Source organism: Pseudomonas sp. RC3H12 (genome assembly GCF_018596375.1).
Lineage (GTDB): Bacteria > Pseudomonadota > Gammaproteobacteria > Pseudomonadales > Pseudomonadaceae > Aquipseudomonas.
Window position 1 is genome coordinate 4926095 of record NZ_CP075595.1, and the last position, 21959, is coordinate 4948053.

General features: G+C 63.0%; 20 protein-coding genes. 11 read left to right on the forward strand and 9 right to left on the reverse strand.

The annotated features are described in order from the left end of the window. Positions 1–31 precede the first annotated feature (31 nt). Genes KHO27_RS22530 through KHO27_RS22540 form a run of 3 tightly spaced genes read right to left on the reverse strand, consistent with a single transcriptional unit; the run spans position 32 to position 1799 of the window. Positions 32–703, reverse strand: a complete 672-nt coding sequence (locus tag KHO27_RS22530) for a GNAT family N-acetyltransferase (RefSeq protein WP_111531906.1) — start codon at positions 701–703, stop codon at positions 32–34. 7 nt (positions 704–710) lie between these two features. Then, entirely contained in the window at positions 711–1157 is a 447-nt protein-coding gene (locus KHO27_RS22535) for a GNAT family N-acetyltransferase (protein WP_110696823.1), read from the reverse strand. Between the two features lie 12 nt (positions 1158–1169). Continuing rightward, positions 1170–1799, reverse strand: coding sequence for an FMN-binding negative transcriptional regulator (locus KHO27_RS22540; RefSeq protein ID WP_110696821.1), 630 nt, complete (start codon positions 1797–1799; stop codon positions 1170–1172). A gap of 90 nt (positions 1800–1889) precedes the next feature. On the opposite strand from KHO27_RS22540, the gene pdxR reads away from it, so the two are divergent. Continuing rightward, positions 1890–3419: a MocR-like pyridoxine biosynthesis transcription factor PdxR gene (gene pdxR, locus KHO27_RS22545; RefSeq protein WP_214500799.1), complete on the forward strand. Its 1530-nt coding sequence runs from the start codon at positions 1890–1892 to the stop codon at positions 3417–3419. A 110-nt stretch (positions 3420–3529) separates the two neighbouring features. Here the strand turns inward: pdxR and KHO27_RS22550 are convergent, their stop codons facing one another. The 4 genes from KHO27_RS22550 to aspA form a co-directional block, all read right to left on the reverse strand. Beyond that, on the reverse strand, positions 3530–4633 hold the full coding sequence (locus KHO27_RS22550) for an extracellular solute-binding protein (RefSeq protein ID WP_102684605.1): 1104 nt from the start codon (positions 4631–4633) through the stop codon (positions 3530–3532). 2 nt (positions 4634–4635) lie between these two features. After that, positions 4636–5676, reverse strand: a complete 1041-nt coding sequence (locus KHO27_RS22555) for a histone deacetylase family protein (RefSeq protein WP_111531903.1) — start codon at positions 5674–5676, stop codon at positions 4636–4638. Between the two features lie 159 nt (positions 5677–5835). Next, complete coding sequence (locus tag KHO27_RS22560; RefSeq protein WP_110696814.1) at positions 5836–6828, reverse strand: AraC family transcriptional regulator; 993 nt, start codon at positions 6826–6828, stop codon at positions 5836–5838. 167 nt (positions 6829–6995) lie between these two features. Then, positions 6996–8420 (reverse strand): aspartate ammonia-lyase, encoded by a 1425-nt coding sequence (aspA, locus tag KHO27_RS22565; protein WP_031314847.1) that lies wholly within the window; start codon positions 8418–8420, stop codon positions 6996–6998. Positions 8421–8601: 181 nt separating this feature from the next. Between aspA and KHO27_RS22570 the strand changes: the two genes are divergently transcribed. The 6 genes from KHO27_RS22570 to KHO27_RS22595 all read left to right on the forward strand — a co-directional run bounded on the left by KHO27_RS22570 (position 8602) and on the right by KHO27_RS22595 (position 13417). Then, the gene (locus tag KHO27_RS22570) at positions 8602–9531 is read left to right on the forward strand and encodes a LysR substrate-binding domain-containing protein (protein WP_023629864.1); all 930 of its coding nucleotides are present in this window, start codon (positions 8602–8604) and stop codon (positions 9529–9531) included. Between the two features lie 172 nt (positions 9532–9703). After that, positions 9704–10195 (forward strand): 5-(carboxyamino)imidazole ribonucleotide mutase, encoded by a 492-nt coding sequence (gene purE, locus KHO27_RS22575; RefSeq protein WP_031314848.1) that lies wholly within the window; start codon positions 9704–9706, stop codon positions 10193–10195. 11 nt (positions 10196–10206) lie between these two features. After that, complete coding sequence (locus KHO27_RS22580) at positions 10207–11289, forward strand: 5-(carboxyamino)imidazole ribonucleotide synthase (RefSeq protein ID WP_046857612.1); 1083 nt, start codon at positions 10207–10209, stop codon at positions 11287–11289. 96 nt (positions 11290–11385) lie between these two features. Further along, positions 11386–11631, forward strand: a complete 246-nt coding sequence (locus tag KHO27_RS22585) for a GlsB/YeaQ/YmgE family stress response membrane protein (RefSeq protein WP_023629866.1) — start codon at positions 11386–11388, stop codon at positions 11629–11631. A gap of 49 nt (positions 11632–11680) precedes the next feature. Beyond that, positions 11681–12214: a DUF3299 domain-containing protein gene (locus KHO27_RS22590; RefSeq protein WP_173862461.1), complete on the forward strand. Its 534-nt coding sequence runs from the start codon at positions 11681–11683 to the stop codon at positions 12212–12214. Positions 12215–12466: 252 nt separating this feature from the next. Next, positions 12467–13417 carry an IS110 family transposase gene (locus KHO27_RS22595; RefSeq protein ID WP_111533460.1) on the forward strand — a complete coding sequence of 317 codons (951 nt, stop codon included), beginning with the start codon at positions 12467–12469 and terminating at the stop codon, positions 13415–13417. A 195-nt stretch (positions 13418–13612) separates the two neighbouring features. On the opposite strand, the gene KHO27_RS22600 is transcribed toward KHO27_RS22595, so the two are convergent. Together KHO27_RS22600 and KHO27_RS22605 are read right to left on the reverse strand one after the other, a co-directional pair. After that, the gene (locus tag KHO27_RS22600) at positions 13613–14509 is read right to left on the reverse strand and encodes a D-hexose-6-phosphate mutarotase (protein WP_214500800.1); all 897 of its coding nucleotides are present in this window, start codon (positions 14507–14509) and stop codon (positions 13613–13615) included. A 73-nt stretch (positions 14510–14582) separates the two neighbouring features. Then, on the reverse strand, positions 14583–14981 hold the full coding sequence (locus tag KHO27_RS22605) for an acyl-CoA thioesterase (protein WP_003253317.1): 399 nt from the start codon (positions 14979–14981) through the stop codon (positions 14583–14585). 362 nt (positions 14982–15343) lie between these two features. Here KHO27_RS22605 and KHO27_RS22610 point away from each other — a divergent pair, with 362 nt between their 5' ends. The 4 genes from KHO27_RS22610 (at position 15344) to pstA (ending at position 21920) form a co-directional block, all read left to right on the forward strand. Beyond that, positions 15344–16633 (forward strand): MFS transporter, encoded by a 1290-nt coding sequence (locus KHO27_RS22610; RefSeq protein ID WP_102684601.1) that lies wholly within the window; start codon positions 15344–15346, stop codon positions 16631–16633. A 168-nt stretch (positions 16634–16801) separates the two neighbouring features. After that, a complete protein-coding gene (locus KHO27_RS22615) occupies positions 16802–17800 on the forward strand; it encodes a phosphate ABC transporter substrate-binding protein PstS (RefSeq protein WP_102684600.1) in 999 nt (332 codons plus the stop codon). A 143-nt stretch (positions 17801–17943) separates the two neighbouring features. Further along, a complete protein-coding gene (locus KHO27_RS22620; protein WP_111531901.1) occupies positions 17944–20232 on the forward strand; it encodes an ABC transporter permease subunit in 2289 nt (762 codons plus the stop codon). A 17-nt stretch (positions 20233–20249) separates the two neighbouring features. Then, entirely contained in the window at positions 20250–21920 is a 1671-nt protein-coding gene (gene pstA / locus KHO27_RS22625; RefSeq protein WP_214500801.1) for a phosphate ABC transporter permease PstA, read from the forward strand. Positions 21921–21959: the final 39 nt, after the last annotated feature.

A 21959-nucleotide genomic window follows, 5' to 3' on the forward strand; every position in this document is an offset into this window, starting at 1 on the left:
GCGGATGCTCCCCTTTTTTTGCCTGGATAAATCAGCCCGCGCGGCACGCTTCCAGCGTGCGGACTTGTCCCTCAGGCTGCTGGTTTTCCTCACTCAACCAACGCTCGAACCCCGCCGCCACGGTAGGCCATTCGGTATCGGTAATCGAATACCACGTTGTATCGCGATTACGGTCCTTGACCACCATGTGGTTGCGGAACACGCCCTCGAACACAAAACCGAAGCGCTCGGCCGCGCGCTTGGAGCGGGCATTGGCGTCGTTGCACTTCCATTCCAGCCGGCGATTGCCCAGCTCGAAGCCCAACTTGCTCAAAAGGTAAACCGCCTCGGTGCCCTTGGGTGTGCGTTGCATGGCGGCGCCGAAGGCGATGTGGCCGATCTCGAAGCGGCCCTGTTCCGGGACGATCGACATGTAGCTGAGGATGCCCTGAACCTGACCGTTGGCGCGGTCGATCACACTGTAGAACAGCGGGTCGCGGCTGGCGGCGTTGCCTTCCAGCCAGCGGTCGAAGCTGGCGCGTTCGGCGAATGGGCCGTAGGGCAGGTAGTCCCACAGTACCGGGTCCGAACCTGGACCTTGCAGTACATCCCAAAGGTCGTTGCCATGGCGCGCCGGGTCAAGCTTCTCCAGGCGGATGAAACGGCCTTCGATGGGCTCGGCCTTGGGCGTACCGGCGGGTTTCCAGTTCAATGCGTCGTTCATGTGCGGCCTACAGTGCTTTGCGGAATTGGATGAAGCCCGGGCGCTCGGCGACCTGCTCGTACAAGCTGATGGCGGTGGCGTTGGTCTCGTGGGTCAGCCAGTGCACCTTGATGCAGCCGGCGGCCTTGGCCGTGGCGTAGACATGCTCGATGAGCTGCCGGCCGATGCCTAGGCCACGTACTTCACTGTCCACGTAGAGGTCCTGCAAGTAGCAGGAGTTCTCGATGCTCCAGTTGGAACGATGGTAGATGAAGTTGACCATCCCCACTGCCTTGCCGTCGACCCAGGCCAACGTCGAGTGGGTCGGCTCGTCTGCATCGAGCAGGCGTTGCCAGGTGCTGGAGTTGACGGCGCCGGGCAGTTCGGTCTGGTAGAAGCGCAGATAGGCCTGCCACAAGGGCAGCCAGGCGGCATGGTCTTCGGCGCGAACCGGGCGCAGAGTGATGGCTGTCATGGGGTTTTTCCTTCAGAGGTCGCGCATGTGCGCGGCGAGTTGGTTATCCACAGGGTCGGCGCTGGCGGCCAGGCCTTCGCGGACCCCGGCGATATCTTGCGCCGAACGGTTCTGACTGAGCTTGCGTGCGCCCTGCAGGCGGGCGATCGGCAGGCGGATACCGACGATGGCGCGGAGCATGCCGTCAAGGTAGTCAGCCGGAGCATCGGCGACGTTCCACGGTGCTGCGCGGCCTTGCTCATGGCGGTCGGTCAGGCGGCTGACGATGTCCAGCAATTGTGTCGGCTCGTGGATCACCTCCACCGGGCCCCAGGCATGCACCGCCATATAGTTCCAGGTGGGCACCACCTTGGGGTTGTCGGCCTTGCTCGGGTAGTAGCCGGGGCTGACATAGGCGTCGGCGCCGGGGAATACCAGCAAGGCTTCAGCGCCTTGTGCCAGATCCTGCCATTGCTGGTTGGCCCGGGCGAGGTGGCCGTAGACCGTGCCGAATTCGCCCTCGCCGGTGGCGACCAGCACGGGCAGATGGGTGGCCAGCAGCCCGTGCTCACCGTGGCTGATCAGCGTTGCCAGGCGGGTGTGCTGCATGTGCTGGTGCAGGCGGGCAAGGTCATGTTCCTGATGCGGTTTGCTGTTGTACATGCCGGTGTTCCTTGTGCTGTGGCTTCATCCTAGGCAGGCTATTGGCTCTGTGTAAGAGCCATTCGTGACTGTTTTGATAGGTCCAATACCATGAGCGAACGTACCCACGCGTTGCCTTTCGATCCGGCAGGGATCGTCCTGGATCGCCGTCGCGGGCTCAGCCAGCAGCTCTACCAGGCCTTGCGCGCGCGCGTGCTGGATGGGCGCCTGGAAGGCGGCACTCGGCTGCCGGCCACCCGTGACCTTGCTGCGGTGCTGGCGTTGTCGCGCAACAGCGTGGTGCGTGCCTATGACCAGTTGTATGCCGAGGGCTTTATCGAAAGCCGGGTAGGCGATGGCACTTATGTAAGCCGCCTAGGAAAACTATCCACACAACTGTCCACAGGGTTATCCCTGGGGTTATCAACAGACTTATCCACATTTGAAGCGTCTGATACTGAGGATTTATCCAGTTTTGCACTGTGCAGCGAGCCGTTGTTGCGTCTGAAAAAGCACCATTTGCCGCCGCCAAAAGGCGACGCGCCGAGGGCTTTCAGGGTTGGTCTGCCAGCGTTCGACCTGTTTCCTTTCGAGGTCTGGGCCAAGCTGCAAGCGGGTTTCTGGCGAAATCCCGATCCGGCGCAGCTCGGTTATGGCGATCCGGCAGGGGAGCTGCCGTTGCGTGAATTGATCGCCACCTATCTGCGTCGGTCGCGAGGGCTTTCCTGCAGTGCTGAACAAATTGTGATCACCAGTGGTGCGCAGCAGGCGATCAGCCTTTGTGCACAGTTGCTGTTGCAGCCTGGTGACGGGGTGGCTGTGGAAAACCCGGGCTACCGCGCTGCCGGGCACGCCTTCGCACTGGCGGGGGCAAGGGTCAGGGGCGTGCCGGTAGATGAAGAGGGCATGGACTGTGCGCGCCTGGCCGAGCTGCCGGATTGCCGGCTGGCTTACGTGACCCCGGCTCACCAGTACCCTACCGGTGTGACCATGAGCCTGGCCAGGCGCCTGGCGTTGCTGGCCTGGGCCGAGCGCCAGGACGGTTGGGTCGTCGAGGACGATTACGATGGCGAGTACCGCTACAGCGGTGCGCCTTTGGCGCCGCTGGCGGCACTGGATCGGCAGGGTCGGGTGCTGTACGTGGGAACGTTCGGCAAGATCGCCTTTCCGGCTTTGCGGCTGGGTTACCTGGTGCTGCCCAGGCGCCTGGTGCGGGCATTCAGCCAGGCCAAGGCGCTGTCGGTGCGTCACTCGGAAGTCGGCACGCAATGTGTCATGGCGCAGTTCATGGCCCAAGGGCATTTCCAGCGACATATCCGCCGTATGCGCCGGGCGGCGTTGGCCCGCAGGAATGTGCTGAAGGCCGGTTGGCCGGTGGAGGTACCGGGGCTGGGGGCAATGCCGGACGTCGCAGCAGGGCTGCATGTGAAGGTAGCTGTGGATAACTTGGCGCGGGAGCAGGAGCTGGTTGCGCGGGCGGAGGCGGTGGGGGTGGAGGTCACTCCGCTGAGCAGCTACTGGCTGGAGGACAGCGCGGAGCCTGCGGATACGAGGGCAGGGCTAGTACTGGGATTCGCGGCAGTGCCAGAAGGGGAGATTGCGCAGGCTTTGATGCGCCTGCGCAAGGCCTGGCGAGATTGAATGGGGCCGCTCTGCGACCCATCGCCGGCAAGCCGGCTACCACAGGAATTGCACATGTCTTTGTGGGAGCCGGCTTGCCGGCGATGGGCTGCAGAGCAGCCCCAAAAACATCAGGTGCCGGACTTGATCTTGGTCCAGGCACGCGTCCGTGCCCGCTCGGCATCCCGTGGCAACGGCTTGAGCGTGTACAACTTGGCCATTGCCTCCGCCGTCGGGTACAGGTTTGGATTGTTGCGGATCGCCGGGCTGACCTTGTCGGTCGCATCCTTGTTCGGGTTCGGGTAGCCGACGAAGTCGCTGATCGGCGCGATCACTTCTGGTCGCAACAGGTAGTTGATGAATGTGTGGGCATCTTCAGGGTTGGCCGCGTTCTTGGGGATCGCCAGCATGTCGAACCAGATCGGTGCGCCTTCCTTGGGCAGGCGCATGTCCACCACCACGCCGTTCTTCGCTTCGCGAGCCCGATTCGCGGCCTGGGAGAAGCTGCCCGAGTAGCCCACCGCCACACAGATATCACCATTGGCGATGTCGGCCATGTACTTGGACGAGTGGAAGTAGGTTACATGCGGGCGGATCTTCAGCAGCAGATCCTGGGCTTTTTGATAGTCGGCCGGCTTGCCGCTGTTGGGGTCCAGCCCCAGGTACGACAGCGCCAGCGGCAGGATCTCCGACGGCGAATCAAGTAGGGCCACGCCGCATTGCTTGAGCTTGGCGATGTTCTCTTCCTTGAAGATCAGGTCCCAGCTGTCCACCGGTGCGTCGTCGCCGAGCACGGCCTTGACTTTGTCTGGGTTGAAGCCGATCAGCACCGTGCCGTACATGTAAGGCACGGCAAACTTGTTGCCGGGGTCGTTGGCTTCGATCAGTTTCATCAGTGCCGGGTCCAGATGCTGCCAGTTGGGCAGCTTGCCGCGGTCAAGGGGCTGGAAAACCCCAGCCTCGATCTGCTTGGCGAGGAACACGTTGGACGGCACCACCACGTCATAGCCGGAGTTGCCGGTTAGCAGCTTGGCTTCCAGTGCTTCGTTGGTGTCGAAGATGTCGTAGATCAGCTTGACCCCGCTGTCCTTCTGGAAGTCGACCAGGGTTTGCGGGGTGATGTAGTCGAACCAGTTGTACACCCGCAGGGTGCTCTGTTCGGCGTGTGCCTGGAGTGCGCCGGCGAACAGGCCGGTGGCGATGAGCGGGGCGAGCAGACATTTGAGTCGGGTCATGTTCACGCTCCTGGCTGGGCCTGCTGGAAGCCTTCCAGCACATTGACCGCGTTGATGCCGATTTCCTCCACAGCGTAGCCGCCCTCCATCACGAACAAGGTCGGCTTGCCCAGCTGGGCGATGCGCTTGCCCATCGCCAGGTAGTCGGGACTGTCGAGCTTGAACTGGGAAATGGGGTCGTCCTTGAAGGTATCCACGCCAAGGGAGATCACCAGCACATCGGCATTGAAGGCGGCGATACGCTGGCAGGCGTCTTCCAGGGCTGCGCTCCAGGCTGCCCAGTCGCTGCCGGCAGGCAGCGGGTAGTTGATGTTGCAGCCCTCGCCGGCACCTTCGCCGGTCTCGTCGGCGTAGCCGAGGAAGAACGGGAACTCGTCCTGCGGGTCGCCGTGGATCGAGGCGAAGAACACGTCGTTGCGGGTGTAGAAAATGTCCTGCGTACCGTTGCCGTGGTGATAGTCGACGTCGAGGATGGCTACCTTGCGCCGGCCTTGGTCGATGAAGGCCTGGGCGGCAATGGCTGCGTTGTTGAGGTAGCAGTAACCCCCCATCACTTCGCCTGCGGCGTGGTGCCCTGGCGGCCGGCACAGGGCGAAGGCGGCATGGGCGCCTTGCTGGATCGCGGCCTGGGCGGTCAGGGCGACCTGGGCGGCGCTGTAGGCGGCCTGCCAGGTGCCGGCGGTGATCGGAGCGCCGGCGTCGAAGCTGTAGTAACCGAGCTCGCCGTGCAGGCCGCTGGGTTTGACCTGGCGCAGGGTGCGCGCTGGCCAGGTGAACGGCAGCAGGTCACCTTCCTGGCCAAGCGCGGCCCAACGGTCCCAGGCACCTTCGAAGAAATCCAGGTAGTCGGCACTGTGGATGCGCTGCAGCGGTGCGCGGCCGAAGTCGACGGGGCCCTGCACGGGCCCGAGGTTGCGCTGCTTGACGCGCTCCAGGACGTGGTCGGCGCGCGACGGCATTTCGAAACAGGGCATCAGCTTGCCGTCGATGAGCTCGCAGCGGCCATGGTGCAGGCGGTGGTCATCGGAATAGATCGTCAGCACGTTGTTGTTCTCCGGATCATTACTGGCGTGGGCCGATTGTGCTGGGTGGCCTGATGAAGGGAGAACGGCATGAATGGCCAAAAGGGGATAGATGTGGCCATCACCTGTGCCGACTCTATCGCGGGGCAAGCCCGCTCCCACGAATCGGCGTAGGTGCGGTCAACCGCGAAAATGGCTGGGCGCCACGCCGCTCCAGCGCTGGAAGGCATGCCGGAAGCTCGCGGTCTCGCTGAACCCCAATGTTTCGGCAATGCGGTAGATCGGCATCTGGTCCTCGGCCAGCAACTGCTTGGCCCGCTCGAAGCGCAGCTCGTCGAGGAGCTGTTGATAACTGCTGCCCAGCGCCTGCAAATGCCGGCGCAGTGTGCGCGACGAGCAGTTCATCTGCCGTGCCAAACCTTCCAGCCCAGGCGCGGCATCCAGTTGCCGCAGCAGCAGCTGGCGGATGCGTCCAAGCCAAGCCTGGCGGCCAGTGAACTCCAGGTTGAGACGCCGGCAGCGTTCGCCCATGGCCTTGTGGGTGATCGGGTCGGCCAGGGGCAGGGGCATGTCCAGCCAGCGTCGTTCGAAGGCGAAGGCATTGTCGCTGGCGTCGAAGCCGAGCGGGCACTGGAATGCAGGGTCATAGAGCGCGTGATAGCTCGGGCGCGGGTGTTCGAAACGGGCCGCCAGCAACGGTAGCTGGCGGCCGAGCAGGTCGTCGCAGATCACTTTCAGCGACAGCAGGCAGAATTCGGCATTGAAGGCGGCCAGCCCAGGCGCGTCGTAATGGTCGCTGGCGCTGAGCCACACTCGCTGGCCATCGTCCACCAGGCGCAGCTGGAAAACTGTTCCCAGCAGTGCCGGAAAGGTTAGCGCCAGGCGCAGGGCGTCACCCAAAGTGGCACTGGAGAGCAGGGCGTAACCGAGCATGCCGTAGCACGACACGTGCATGCGCCGGCCGAGTTCCAGGCCGATGTCCTGGCGCCTGGACACGGCGTTGGCGCAGACCTGCAGTTCCTGCTGGGTGGTGATGCGCGCATCGGCGTGGCCCAGGTCTGCGGGGCCTATGCCGCTGCCGGCGAGCATGTGCTGCGCGTCCACGCCGTCTTCCTGGAACACCTGGAGGATCAGCGAAACGGCGTTGAGGGTGGTGAGGTGGCTGTGCAGCATGCTCGGCATCCCGTTGAGCTGGGGAGCATTACCGAGCAAGTTGTGTGCCGTTCAGCAGGTGCCTGTTCCGTGCATAAAAAAAGGGCCCGTAGCATGCGCTCGGGCCCTTGAAAGGTTGAGAGGTGTCTAGTCCCTCGACCTGGTGAGACTGTTTGCAGCGGCCTGGGTTACGCCTTCAGCGGAACCAGACGGGGAGCGATCATGTTTTCCGGACGCAGGATGTCGTTGAGCATCTCTTCGTCCAGCAGCTTCTCTTCGCGCACCAGTTCCAGCACGCCGCGGCCGGTTTCCAAGGCAACGCGGGCGATACGGGTGGCGTTTTCGTAGCCGATGTACGGGTTCAGGGCGGTGACCAGGCCGATCGAGTGCTCGACCAGTTCACGGCAGCGCTGTTCGTTGGCGGTGATGCCGACGATGCAGTGCTCGCGCAGCATGTCCATGGCGCGTTGCAGCAGGCGGATCGAGTCGAAGATCTTGTAGGCGATCAGCGGTTCCATCACGTTCAGCTGCAGCTGGCCACCTTCGGCGGCGACGGTCAGGGCCAGGTCGTTGCCCATGATGGCGAAGGCGACTTGGTTGACGGCCTCAGGGATAACCGGGTTGACCTTGCCTGGCATGATCGAGCTGCCTGGCTGGCGCGCCGGCAGGTTGATCTCGTTGATGCCGGTGCGTGGGCCGCTGGACAGCAGGCGCAGGTCGTTGCAGATCTTCGACAGCTTGACCGCGGTGCGCTTGAGCATGCCGGAGAACAGCACGAAGGCGCCCATGTCGGAGGTGGCTTCGATCAGGTCGGCAGCCGGCACCAGCGGCTGGCCGCTGATGATCGCCAGGCGCTGGACGGCCAGCATCTGGTAGCCCGGGTCGGCGTTGATGCCGGTACCGATGGCGGTGCCGCCCAGGTTGATTTCGGTCAGCAGTTCCGGAGCCAGCGAGCGCAGGCGCTGCAGGTCTTCGGTCATGGTAGTGGCGAAGGCGCGGAATTCCTGGCCCAGGGTCATCGGCACGGCGTCCTGCAGCTGGGTACGGCCCATCTTCAGTACGTGGTCGAACTCTTTACCTTTAGCAGCGAAGGCCTGGATCAGGCTGTCGAGGCTGGCCAGCAGGGCGTCGTGGCCCAGCAGCAGACCCAGACGGATCGCGGTCGGGTAGGCGTCGTTGGTCGACTGCGCCATGTTCACATCGTTGTTCGGGTGCAGGTACTGGTACTCACCCTTCTGGTGACCCATGGCCTCCAGCGCGATGTTAGCGATGACTTCGTTGGCGTTCATGTTGGTGGAAGTACCAGCACCGCCTTGAATCATGTCCACCACGAACTGCTCGTGGTAGTCGCCTTTGATCAGTCGTGCGCAGGCTGCGCTGATCGCGGCGTGCTTGGCATCGCTCAGGTGCCCCAGCTCACGGTTGGCGTCAGCAGCTGCCTGCTTGACCATCGCCAGGCCGACTACCAGTTTCGGGTAGTGCGACAGCGGAACACCGGAGAGGTGGAAGTTGTTGGCAGCGCGCAGAGTCTGGATGCCGTAGTAGGCATCGGCAGGGACTTCAAGGGTACCAAGCAGATCTTTTTCGACGCGGAACGATGCAGCGGAGGACATGATGGATATCATCTCGATTTTGACCCGGCACCTGCCGGAATGGCGCCAATGCTAGGGCTGCCCAGATTTTGCGGCCAATGCTGTTGCACGCTAACCTATGCGCAAACGGCATACGGTTTGATGTGACGCCGATTGACAATCGAGCGTGTTCCATTTTGGTGCACGCGGTGCGGAGTAGTCGATGAACCTCGAAAGCAAATGGCTGGAGGACTTCAGTGCCCTGGCCTCGACCCGCAGTTTCTCGCAAGCGGCCGAGCGCCGGTTCGTTACCCAGCCGGCGTTCAGCCGACGCATACGCAGCCTGGAAGCGGCGCTTGGGCTGACCTTGGTGAATCGTTCCCGCACGCCCATCGAGCTGACCGAGGCGGGGCAGCTGTTTCTCGTCACTGCGCGCACTGTTGTCGACCAGTTGAGCGAAGTTCTTCGCCATTTACATCATCTGGAAGGCGGCCAGGGCGAGGTGATCCAGGTCTCGGCCGCGCACTCCTTGGCATCGGGCTTTTTCCCGCGCTGGGTGGCGCAATTGCGCAACGATGGCTTGAACATCGCCACGCGCCTGGTCGCCACCAACGTCGGTGATGCGGTGCATGCATTACGCGAAGGCGGCTGCGACCTGATGCTGGCCTTCTACGACCCGGACGCGGCGTTGCAGATGGACGCCGAGATCTTCCCGTCGCTGCATATGGGCAATACCGAAATGCTCCCGGTGTGTGCCGTGGGCCCGGACGGCAAGCCGCTGTTCGACCTGGAGGGGGAGGCCAGCGTGCCGTTGCTGGCCTACAGCGCCGGCGCTTTCCTCGGCCGGTCGGTCAACTTGCTGCTGCGCCAGCGCAACCTGCGCTATACCACTGTCTATGAAACGGCCATGGCCGACAGTCTCAAGAGCATGGCGCTCGAAGGCATGGGCATCGCCTGGGTCCCGAAACTGTCGATGCGCGGTGAACTGGAGCGTGGCGAGCTGGCGATCTGCGGTGGCAGCCAGTGGCATGTGCCACTGGAAATCCGCCTGTATCGCTGTGCCTTGGTGCGCAAGGCCAACGTGCGCTTGCTGTGGCGCAAGCTGGAGGGCGGTTCAGTTGACCCGAAAGTCAGCCAAACCCCCGAAAAATAAGGCCGACAGTTGGTCGCCGGGGGTGCCGTGATTGCCTCGCGTTACGCTATACTGCGCGGCCCCTCGACCGGATAGATTCTGGTCATGATCAGCAAACAAGCCACGCCGGTCGTCCCGCGTGGCTTGTTGTTTTTTGACGCGCCTGCGGGCGCACAAGCGAAGAGGCTCGACGATGAGTGCACTGGTTGGCGTGATCATGGGCTCCAAGTCCGATTGGTCCACCCTTAGCCACACCGCCGATATGCTGGAAAAACTCGGCATTCCCTACGAAGTGAAGGTGGTTTCCGCCCACCGCACCCCGGACCTGCTGTTCCAGTACGCCGATGAGGCCGAAGGCCGCGGCATCGAAGTGATCATCGCCGGTGCCGGTGGCGCCGCCCATCTGCCGGGCATGTGCGCCGCCAAGACCCACCTGCCGGTGCTCGGTGTGCCGGTGCAGTCGTCGATGCTGTCGGGTGTCGATTCGCTGCTGTCGATCGTGCAGATGCCTGCTGGCGTTCCGGTCGCCACCCTGGCCATCGGCAAGGCCGGCGCGATCAATGCAGCCTTGCTGTCGGCGAGCATCCTCGGGGCCAAGCACCCGCAGTTCCACGCGGCGCTCAAGCAGTTCCGCACCGAGCAGACCGACACCGTGCTGGACAATCCAGACCCGCGTCAGGCTTGAGGCTGAAACACATGAAGATCGGTGTAATCGGTGGTGGCCAGCTGGGCCGCATGCTGGCCTTGGCGGGCACTCCGCTGGGCATGAACTTCGCCTTCCTCGACCCGGCACCGGACGCCTGCGCCGCGCCGCTGGGCGAGCACCTGCGTGCCGACTACGGTGACCAGGACCATCTGCGCCAGCTGGCCGACGAAGTCGACCTGGTGACCTTTGAGTTCGAAAGCGTGCCGGCCGAGACCGTCGCCTTCCTCTCGCAGTTCGTCCCGGTCTATCCGAGCGCCGAGGCCCTGCGCATCGCCCGTGACCGCCTGTTCGAGAAGAGCATGTTCCGCGACCTGGGTATTCCCACCCCGGCCTTCGCCGACATCCTCTCGCAAGCGGACCTCGATGCCGCCGTGGCCAGCATCGGCCTGCCGGCCGTGCTCAAGACCCGCACCCTGGGTTACGACGGCAAGGGCCAGAAGGTCCTGCGCAAGCCCGAAGACGTGGTCGACACTTTTGCCGAACTGGGCAGCGTGCCGTGCCTGCTGGAAGGCTTCGTGCCGTTTACCGGCGAAGTGTCGCTGGTGGCCGTGCGCGCCCGCGACGGCGAAACCCGCTTCTACCCGCTGGTGCACAACACCCATGACAGCGGCATCCTGCGCCTGTCGGTGGCCAGCGAGGCGCACCCGTTGCAGGCCTTGGCCGAAGACTACGTTGGCCGCGTGCTGCAGAAGCTCGACTACGTCGGTGTAATGGCCTTCGAGTTCTTCGAAGTCGACGGTGGCCTGAAGGCCAACGAAATCGCCCCGCGTGTGCACAACTCCGGGCACTGGACCATCGAAGGCAGCGAGTGCAGCCAGTTTGAGAACCACCTGCGCGCCGTGGCCGGCCTGCCGCTGGGCTCGACCGCGAAGGTCGGCGAAAGCGCCATGCTCAACTTCATCGGCGAAGTGCCGGCGGTGGACAAGGTGGTCGCTATCGATGACTGCCACCTGCACCACTACGGCAAGGCATTCAAGGTCGGGCGCAAGGTCGGCCACGCCACTCTGCGCTGCCAGGACATGGCCACCCTCAAGGCCAAGATTGCCGAAGTAGAGGCGTTGATCGCCGGCTGATCGAACTTCTGCCGGGCAATGCCGCTCTGAGATGGCAGCATGCCAAAGCGCTGACTAGGCTTTGGCATGTTTCATGTTCATCACAGAGGGATTGCCATGGGCATCATTGGAACCATCTTCATCGGCCTGATCGTCGGCCTGCTGGCGCGTTTCCTGAAACCGGGTGACGACAGCATGGGCTGGATCATGACCATCCTCCTCGGCATCGCCGGTTCCCTGGCCGCCACCTACGGCGGACAAGCCCTGGGCATCTACCAGGCCGGGCAGGCCGCGGGCTTCTTCGGAGCCCTGGTCGGCGCGATCATCCTGCTGGTGATCTACGGCTTCATCAAGAAACGCTGAATTCCCGTTAGAATGCCCGGCAATTCATCCAGAGTTGCCGAGCATCTTCATGCGTGCGTTATTCCTCATTCCCCTGTTGCTGGCCAGCGCCCTGGCCCATGCCGAACTGCCCGAGACCGACTGGCTGGAGCTGATGCCCAAGTCGGACCAGAAGGCGCTCGAGCAGATGCCCGAGATCGACCACAACTCCCCGGAAGCCCTGGGCACTTTCACCGCCAAGGGTGGGTTGAAGCAGAGCAAAGGCCTGCCGGCGGTGATGTACTCGACCAAGACCGTGGCCGCCATGAACGGCAGGCAGATCCGCCTGGGTGGTTATCCGGTGCCGCTGGAGAGCGATGCCAAAGGCAACAGCACGCTGTTTTTCCTGGTGCCGTACCCAGGGGCGTGCATCCATGTACCGCCGCCGCCACCGAACCAGCTGGTGCTGGTGCGGTATCCGAAAGGGTTGAAGATCGACGACATTTACACGCCGCTGTGGGTGACCGGCACCTTGAAGGTGGAGAAAGTCAGCAATGACCTGGCGGATGCGGCGTATGCGTTGGAGGCGGGGAAGGTGAGGGTGGTGGAAGACGCGGATCTGTAAGGTATTTTTCCTGTCGAGGCCCTATCGCCGGCAAGCCGGCTTGTGTCTTGAAAGGCTCTTAGACTGAAGGGGTGAGAGCGGTGGATGGCAGACTGCAAGTCGGCGGTGCCCTAGAGCACGTGTGGGAGCATAGTCGCCATCCACCCCTCACTCTGACCTGAAGCCCGAACAGTTGGATGAGGTGCGAGCTCGAAATCACAAGCGTGGGATAGGTCAGAGCGCTCTCACTTCCCAGTGTAAGAGGGCTTGGCCATGATTTCCTGTTTCGTTGGTATCGATGTTTCGAAAGCGACCCTGGACGTGGGGTTCTGGCCTGAACTTTCCAAGCCATTCCAGCTGAGGAATGACCCTGAGGGGATTGCCCAGCTGATTGCCTGCTTGAACGAGCTTGAGGTCGAGCGGATCGTGCTCGAGGCTACGGGGGGCTATGAGAAAGCGGTTTTCAAGGCGTTACGCATCGCTGATTTGGATGTGGTCCGCGTCAACCCCAAACGCTCTCATGACTATGCCCAAGCAATAGGTCAACTGGCCAAAACCGACAGGATCGATGCCTTGATGCTGGCCAAGTTTGCTCAGCATCTTGCATCCCCATCAAAGATCGAGCCCAGTCAGGCACGTGATGAGCTGAGCGAGCTGGTCAAGCTACGGGATCAGATCGTTGAGCATCGCGACGATGACAGACGTCGAATCAAGCAAGCGACTTCCCCTGTAGCAATCACCTTCTTCACTGAGCACATTGCGTCTCTCAACGCTCAGATCAAGGCATTGGACAAACACCTTGCGCAGGCCTCAAAGGCGCTGAACAGCGAGAAAGCCAAGCACTTGGCATCAGTCAAAGGCGTAGGCCTGATTACGACTGCCAAGCTGATGGCCTACTTGCCCGAGCTGGGCACGCTGAGCGGACGGAAGATCACCGCCCTGGTGGGGCTGGCGCCCTACAACAAGGACAGTGGGAGCAAGAGCGGCCCACGCAAGATCGAGGGCGGGCGCTACAAAGTTCGTGGCGTTATCTACATGGCGGCTTGGGTGATGATCAGGCACGTCCCTGAGTTCAAGACCCGGTATGACGCACTGGTAGCGCGTGGTAAGCGCCCCAAAGTAGCCGTGGTGGCTTGCATGCGCGTGTTGCTGGTGCGGCTGAATGCCATGCTGAGGGACGGTACGCCATGGAAGGACCATAAAACCCAGGCGCCCGCAGCCTGACATTTCTCAGAGGTAGTTACTGATAGCGGGCTTCGCCAGCGACTCCATCTGGAGGGAGTCGCTGGCGAAGCTATGTCTGAAAGGATCTTTCTAAAAAAATCCCCTCAAGACAGTTGCTCCCACAGGCGACCGCGCAATCCTGTGGGAGCCGGCTTGCCGGCGATAGGGCCAGTACAGGCGGCTGAAACTATCGGGTCAGAGCGCTTCGCTACCGATCGCCACGCTCATCGCATGAGTCGCCCCTGGCTTGAGCACCACCACGTCATCCATCACATTCGCCGTCTCGATGCACAGCATGCGCTGCCAGCCATCGTCGGCCATGTCCGGCAGGTCGCGGGCGCGGTCGGTCCAGGGATTCCAGATTACCGCGGTGCGGGAGCCGCCAGCGGTAAGGGTGATGCGCCGGTTCCAGTGCGGATCGACAATCGCCAGTCGCTCAGGCGCGTTCAGGTAGATGCGATCAGTCTCGCCGGCGAAACCCAGGTTGCCCTGTTGTTTGCGCTGTTCCCAGTTGGCCAGTGTTTCGATGTAGGCCAACCCGTCAACGCCTTCCACTTGCACCTGGCGCACATCGCTCACGGCGAAGTAGCTGTGCAGCGCCTGGCTCAGGGTGACATCGGTATTGCCGAGGTTGTAGCTGGTGAGGGTGAGCTTCAGCTGGTCGTCCAGTTCTACCAGGAGCTTGAGTTGGACGTCATGAGGCCAACCCGGCAGCTTACCCTGGGCTTCGGGCAATTCGAACTCGAACTGCAGGTGGTCGCCGTGTTCCTCGGCGCGCAACAACTGCCAGTCACGGCCACGCACTAGGCCGTGGGCGGGCGGCTGCTCGCCCTTGAACATGGCTTTGACCGAATCGGGATTGCGCTCGAAGATACCGAACCACGGCCAGCACACGGGTGCGCCGGCACGCACCGACTTGCCCTGGCCGAAGGTGGCCTGGTCGCTCAGCCACAGCAGCGGTGGCTCGCCCAGGCGCTGATAGCTCAGGACCTGGGCGCCCTGTTGGGCAATCAGTAGTTCGGCATGATCGCTGGTGATGCGCCAGCAGTTGAGCTCGCCGTGCAGCTCGGTCTCGACCGTGAAGTTAGCCATTGCGTTCGTCTCATTGATTGTCTGTCAGGCCGTTGGACCCGGTGACGTGCAATGAGTTTACCGCTCGCCAGGCTCAGCGACGAGGTACGGAGCGGGTGCGACCACTGCCATCGATGGCGACGAACACGAACACTGCCTCGGTGACCTTGCGCCATTCGCTGGACAGCGGGTCGTCGCTCCACACTTCGACCATCATCTGGATCGAGCTGCGGCCGATTTCCAGGGTCTGGGTATAGAAGGACAGCTGCGCGCCCACGGCCACCGGGACCAGGAACGCCATGCGATCGATGGCTACCGTGGCCACTCGGCCTCCGGCGACGCGGCTGGCCATGGCGGTGCCGGCCAGGTCCATCTGGGCGACCAGCCAGCCGCCGAAGATATCGCCGAAACCATTGGTCTCACGCGGCAGCGCGGTGATCTGCAAGGCCAGGTCGCCTTGCGGGATAGGATCTTCTTGTTCGAGCTCAATCATGCCGTGGGGCCTCTGACCCGTGACGCTTCGTTGGTGGCGCAATAACGGACGCCGTAAAAACGATTCAGCAACACGCATACTACGCTGATTTCGCTTCAGGGGGCGGCCTCAGGGAAACTCTGCGAAACAGTCTGACAACAATGACCGACGTTTTCGCACAGCATCCCTCAGGATAAGCAACCTTTTCCTACGAGCGGGCAGTATATATACCTGCACAGCCAGCGACGACCGCACATTCATGAATATCTGTATGGATTTTGTACCGCTATGAGCGCGGCTCGGCAATTTGCTATCTTCGCCGACTACTCAATCCAGAAGCCGCATGCCAAGCGGTCCGCAGACCTACAAGAGAAAGAACAGCGATGACCTCCGTGCAGAGCAGTATCGAGCAGCCGTCCCGGCCGTTGTCCCGCAGTGACTACAAGACCCTCTCGCTGTCCGCGCTGGGCGGTGCACTGGAGTTTTACGACTTCATCATCTTCGTGTTCTTCGCCACGGTGGTGGGCAAGTTGTTCTTCCCCGCCGACATGCCCGAATGGCTGCGCCTGATGCAGACCTTCGGCATCTTCGCCGCCGGCTATCTGGCCCGGCCATTGGGCGGTATCGTCATGGCCCACTTCGGCGACCTGCTCGGACGCAAGAAGATGTTCACCCTGAGCATTTTCATGATGGCCGTGCCGACCCTGGTGATGGGGCTGTTGCCCACCTATGCGCAGATTGGCCTGTGGGCACCGATCCTGCTGCTGCTGATGCGGGTGATTCAGGGCGCGGCCATCGGTGGCGAGGTGCCAGGAGCCTGGGTGTTCGTCTCCGAGCACGTGCCGGCGCGCAACACCGGCTATGCCTGCGGCACGCTGACCGCCGGCCTGACCTCGGGCATCCTGCTTGGCTCGCTGGTGGCAACGCTGATCAATACGCTCTACACCCCCGAGGAAGTGGCGGACTACGCCTGGCGTATCCCGTTCCTGCTCGGTGGGGTGTTCGGCTTCTTCGCGGTCTACCTGCGCCGTTGGTTGCATGAGACCCCCGTTTTCGCCGAAATGCAGGCGCGCAAGGCCCTGGCCGAAGAGCTGCCGCTGCGCGCGGTGCTGCGTGATCACCGCGGCGCGATCATCCTGTCGATGCTGCTCACCTGGCTGCTGTCGGCCGGCATCGTGGTGATCATCCTCATGACCCCGGCGTTGCTGCAGAGCCTCTACCACGTCAGCCCCACCGACTCGCTCAAGGCCAATAGCCTGGCCATCGTGCTGCTCAGCCTGGGCTGCGTCGGCGCTGGCAGCCTGGCCGACCGTTTCGGCGCCGGGCGCGTGTTCATCGTCGGCAGCCTGGCGCTGCTGGCGTCGTCCTGGGCTTTCTACCACAGTCTGCCGACCCGCCCGGACCTGCTGTTCCCGCTCTATGCGCTGACTGGCCTGTGCGTGGGTATCGTCGGCGCCGTGCCTTACGTGATGGTCAAGGCGTTCCCGCCGGTGGTTCGGTTCAGCGGTCTGTCGTTCTCCTACAACCTGGCCTACGCGATCTTCGGTGGCCTCACGCCGATGGTGGTGACCGCACTGCTGAAGTTCAGTCCGATGGCACCCGCCTATTACGTGGCGTGCCTTTGCGCCGTTGGTCTGTTGGTGGGCATCTATCTGCTCGCACGCAAACGCTGAAACCCGCTCTAATTTCCCCCTCTGCAACATCCTGTAAAGGCCATCCCGGTTACCGGTGATGGCCTTTCATCCAATTGTCATATTCGAGTCATAGAGTGTTCATGCGGCCTGCAGATACTTGGGCCCGTTCCATCTCACAACCCACGATATTCCTGCTAGGAGCAAGGCATGAAACTGAAGCGTTTGATGGCGGCCCTGACCTTTGCCGCCGCTGGCGTCGCTGCCGCCAATGCGGTCGCCGCTGTCGATCCTGCAATCCCGACCTACACCAAGACCACCGGTGTTTCGGGCAACCTCTCCAGCGTCGGTTCCGACACCCTCGCGAACCTGATGACCCTGTGGGCCGAGGCCTACAAGAAGGAATATCCGAACGTAAACATCCAGATCCAGGCCGCCGGTTCCTCGACCGCGCCACCCGCGCTGACCGAAGGCACCGCCAACCTGGGCCCGATGAGCCGCAAGATGAAGGACGTCGAGCTGCAGGCCTTCGAGCAGAAGTACGGCTACAAGCCGACCGCCATCCCGGTTGCCGTGGACGCCCTGGCCGTGTTCGTGCACAAGGACAACCCGATCAAGGGCCTGACCATGGCTCAGGTTGACGCTATCTTCTCCTCCACTCGCCTGTGCGGCGGCAAGGCTGACGTCAAGACCTGGGGCGACATCGGTGTGACCGGCGACCTGGCCAACAAGCCAATCCAGCTGTTCGGCCGCAACTCGGTATCGGGCACCTACGGCTACTTCAAGGAAGAAGCCCTGTGCAAAGGCGACTTCAAGCCTAACGTCAACGAACAGCCTGGCTCGGCCTCGGTAGTGCAGTCGATCAGCTCGTCGCTGAACGGCATCGGCTACTCGGGCATCGGCTACAAGACCGCCAGCGTCAAGACCGTTGCCTTGGCCAAGAAAGAAGGCGGCGCGTTCGTCGAAGACAACGAAGCCAACGCCCTGAACGGCACCTACCCGCTGTCGCGTTTCCTCTACGTCTATGTCAACAAGGCGCCGAACAAGCCTCTGGCCCCGCTGGAAGCCGAGTTCGTCAAGCTGGTGCTGTCGCAGGCCGGCCAGCAAGTTGTCGTGAAGGACGGCTACATCCCGCTGCCAGCCAAAGTGGTCGACAAGACCCTGGCCGACCTGGGCCTGTCCCACGCGGGTAACGTTGCAAAGAAGTAAGTAATTGAGGTTGAGGCCGGTGACTAATAATACCGGCCTCTTCCACGAATTCCTTAGTCCGAAGCCAGGGCTCCTGCGCGGCGGGCTTTTTTGCGTCACTGCACTGTCATGTTTTTGTCATACGGGACCGCTAGGGTGTGCGCATGAATGATCTGGCCAACTCCACAATGACCCAAAATTCTCCTCCCGTGCGCATTGACTTCAATACGCCCGAGTTGCAACGCAAGCGCCGCCTGCGCGCCCTCAAGGATCGCCTGACCCGCTGGTACGTCCTGGTGGGCGGGCTTGCCGTGCTGGCGGCGATTACGCTGATCTTCTTCTACCTGGCCTATGTGGTGCTGCCGCTGTTCCAGGGCGCCACGCTTTCCAGCAAGAAGGCGCTGGAGCCGACCTGGCTGCAGCAGGACGCCGGTAAACCGCTGTTGATCGCCCTCGAGGAACAGAACCTCGTGGGTATGCGTGTATCCGACAAGGGCCAGGCCCTGTTCTTCGACACCAAGACCGGCAACGAACTGAAGCGCGTCGACCTGCCGCTGCCGGCCGGCGCCCAGGTCAGCTCGATCAGCACCGACCAGCCGGGCAGCCCGCTGGTGGTGGTGGGCCTGTCCAACGGCCAGGCGCTGGTGTTCCACCACACCTACAAGATCACCTATCCGGACAACAAGAAGACCATCGAGGCGGGCATCGACTTCCCCTATGGTCAGGACCTGTTCACCCTGGATGAACAAGGCCGCGCGCTGGAGCATGTGAGCGTCAACGTCAACGGCGACACCTTGTTGCTGGCCGGTTCCACCGGTGCGCACCTGCAGGTGATCGAACTGTCGCGCACCGAGAACATGATGACTGACGAGGTCACTGTCGAGCAAAACCGTATCGAACTGCCGCAGATGACCGAGGTGGTGAAGAACATCTTCATCGACCCGCGCCAGCAGTGGCTGTACGTGGTCAACGGCCGCGCCACCGCCGACGTGTTCAGCCTGCGCGACAAGAGCCTCAACGGCCGCTACAAGCTGCTCGAGGACGGCAACGCCGAAATCACCGCGACCGCCCAGCTGGTTGGCGGCATCTCGCTGATCTTCGGTGACTCCAAGGGTGGCCTGAGCCAGTGGTTCATGGCCCGCGACCCCGATGGCGAGTCGCGCTTCAAGTTGATCCGCAGCTTCCAGCTGGGCAAGGCCCCGGTGGTGCAGATCGACGCCGAGGAGCGCCGCAAGGGCTTCATCGCCCTGGACAGCGACGGCAAGCTCGGCGTGTTCCACAGCACCGCGCACCGCACCCTGCTGGTCGAGCCGGTCGCCGAAGGCGCGGGCATCCTCGCCCTGTCGCCGCGCGCCAACCGCATCATCATCGAGCAAGGCAACAAGCTGCTGCCGCTGAGCCTGAAGAACCCGCACCCGGAAGTCTCCTTCAGCGCGCTGTGGGGCAAAGTCTGGTACGAGAACTACGACGAGCCCAAGTACGTCTGGCAGTCGACCGCCTCGAACACCGACTTCGAACCCAAGCTGAGCCTGTCGCCGCTGACCTTCGGTACGCTCAAGGCCGCGTTCTACGCGATGATCCTGGCTGCCCCGCTGGCCATCGCCGCCGCCATCTACACCGCCTACTTCATGGCCCCAGGCATGCGCCGCAAGGTCAAGCCGGTGATCGAGTTGATGGAAGCGATGCCGACGGTGATCCTCGGCTTCTTCGCCGGCCTGTTCCTCGCGCCGTACCTCGAAGGCCACCTGCCGGGCGTGTTCAGCCTGTTCCTGATCATGCCGATCGGTATCCTGCTTGCCGGCTACAGCTGGAGCCGCCTGCCGGAGTCGATCCGCCTGCGCATCCCTGATGGCTGGGAAGCGGCGATCCTGATCCCGGTGATCCTGGTGATCGGTTGGTTTGCCCTGTACATGAGTCCGTTCCTCGAGAGCTGGTTCTTCAAGGGCGACATGCGCCTGTGGATCAGCAACGACCTCGGCATCACCTACGACCAGCGCAACGCCCTGGTAGTGGGTATCGCCATGGGCTTCGCGGTCATCCCGAACATCTACTCCATCGCCGAGGACGCCGTGTTCAGCGTGCCGCGCAGCCTGACCCTGGGCTCGCTGGCGCTGGGCGCGACGCCATGGCAGACCCTGACCCGCGTGGTCATCCTCACCGCCAGCCCGGGCATCTTCTCGGCGCTGATGATCGGCATGGGCCGTGCGGTGGGTGAGACCATGATCGTGCTGATGGCCACCGGCAATACCCCGGTGATGGAGCTGAACCTGTTCGAGGGCATGCGCACCCTGGCCGCCAACGTGGCCGTGGAAATGCCCGAATCGGAAGTCGGCGGCAGCCACTATCGTGTGCTGTTCCTCGCCGCCCTCGTGCTGCTGTTGTTCACCTTTGTGATGAACACCCTGGCCGAGCTGATTCGCCAGCGCCTGCGCAAGAAATACTCGTCGCTTTGATAGAAAGGTAGAGATCCGTGAAAAAGGATTCCCTCAAAGGCTGGTTCAAGAGCGGCGCCCCCGGCGTCTGGATCAGTGGCGGCGCGGTGGCCATGGCGGTCATCATGACCGTCGGCCTGCTGGCCGTGATCGCCGTGCGCGGCCTGGGCCACTTCTGGCCGGCCGACCTGGTCCAGGCCACCTACAAGGTGCCGGGCCAGGCTGACCACATCGTCATCGGTGAAGTGGTGCAGAAGGAAGAAGTGCCCCGGGAACGCCTCAAGGGTGCCGGCCTGCCGGTGCCCGACCAAGGCCCGGAGTTCATGACCCGCGAGCTGATCAAGGTGGGCAACCGCGACCTCAACGGCAGCGACTTCACCTGGGTGGTCGGCGAGTGGCTGGTCGACCAGCAGAAACCTGCCGACCTGATTGCCCTGGAGCGCCGCGAATGGGGCAACTTCTACGGCTACCTGGTCAGCGTCAAGGAAGAAGGCCGCGTGGTCGCCCAGGGGCCGGAAGCCTGGAACGAGTTGCAGGCCCGCCTCAAGCGCGCCAGCCAGCTCAACGACCAGCTTGTGAAGCTCGAGAAGAAGGACATCGGTGCCATCAACCACGGCCTGGAGCGCCTGCGCCTGCACAGCCGCAAGCTGGAGCTGGACGGCAAGCTCGACGCCGCTGCACAGGCCGACATGGACGCCGAGCGCGCCGAACTGAACAACCGCTACAAGGCCATCGAAGAGCGCCTCAACGGCCTGCACCAGGAGTTCGCCCGCGACAGCCTGGTAGCCCGGGACGGCAATGGCCGCGAAGTGGAGATCAACCTGAGCAAGGTGGTCCACGCCATCCAGCCGAACGCCATGTCCGGTTTTACCAAGATGGGTGCCTACTTCGCCAAGGTGTGGGAGTTCCTCAGCGACGACCCGCGTGAGGCCAACACCGAAGGCGGTATCTTCCCGGCCATCTTCGGCACCGTGATGATGACCCTGATCATGGCGGTGATCGTCACCCCGTTCGGCGTGCTGGCTGCCGTCTACCTGCGTGAATACGCCAGGCAGGGCCCGGTGACCCGGCTGATCCGCATCGCCGTGAACAACCTCGCCGGCGTACCGGCGATCGTCTATGGCGTGTTCGGCCTGGGCTTCTTCGTCTACGTGCTGGGCGGCTCCATCGACCGGCTGTTCTTCCCCGAGTCGCTGCCGGCACCTACGCTGGGTACGCCGGGCCTGCTGTGGGCTTCGCTGACCCTGGCGCTGCTGGCCGTGCCGGTGGTGATCGTGGCCACCGAGGAAGGCCTGGCGCGTATTCCGCGCACTGTTCGCGAAGGCTCGCTGGCCCTGGGCGCGACCAAGGCCGAGACGCTGTGGAAGATCGTCCTGCCGATGGCCAGCCCGGCCATGATGACCGGCATGATCCTCGCCGTGGCCCGCGCCGCCGGCGAAGTGGCCCCGCTGATGCTGGTGGGTGTGGTGAAGCTGGCGCCATCGCTGCCGGTGGACGCCAACTACCCGTACCTGCACCTGGACCAGAAGATCATGCACCTGGGCTTCCACATCTACGACGTCGGCTTCCAGAGCCCCAACGTCGAGGCCGCGCGGCCGCTGGTGTACGCCACCGCGCTGCTGCTGGTGCTGGTGATCGCCACCCTCAACCTCTCGGCGGTGTGGATCCGTAACCACCTGCGCGAGAAGTACAAGGCCCTGGACCACTGATCCTGATTGCAAGCGTGCTGCCCGGATGCCGGGCGGCCC